Origin of the sequence: Psychromonas sp. Urea-02u-13 (assembly GCF_002835995.1) — a bacterium.
Classification (GTDB): domain Bacteria; phylum Pseudomonadota; class Gammaproteobacteria; order Enterobacterales; family Psychromonadaceae; genus Psychromonas.
In genome coordinates this window covers 1-381 of the sequence record NZ_PJBZ01000292.1, presented here as the reverse complement: position 1 = coordinate 381, position 381 = coordinate 1, and the positions used below count along the sequence as shown (strand labels likewise).

Annotated in this window: 1 pseudogene; it reads right to left on the bottom strand. The window is 40.7% G+C overall.

Annotation, left to right across the window (positions count from 1 at the left end):
• Positions 1-381: pseudogene (locus CXF74_RS21780) on the bottom strand (hypothetical protein); the annotation flags it as partial.

The following is a 381-nucleotide window of genomic DNA, read 5'->3' as shown; positions in this document are numbered from 1 at the left end:
CCGACTGCACCATGATAGTCTTTACCGAAATCATTGGCTAAACTCAGCCAGGTATCGTTATCTAACCCAAGTAAGGTTAATAAAGCAGGCGCTTGTGATGATATTACACCTCGTTTACCTTCACGAATAAGTCGGCCAGTCCAGTCAACCAGTTCAAGATAATCAATCAAGGTAAAATGAATGCCCTGTGCTTCATGCTGATGCTCTGCACCGATGAATTTTACCAATCGTGTGTTTTCAACTTCATTGTTCTTTTCAGTCTCATTTGATTTGTTATGAATACGTTCAAAAACAGAGGTATATTCCGATTTATCAACACTTGATGCCATCTTAGCGCGGATAGGATTCAAGTCGACATACGCCATGCAGGTTAATAATGCG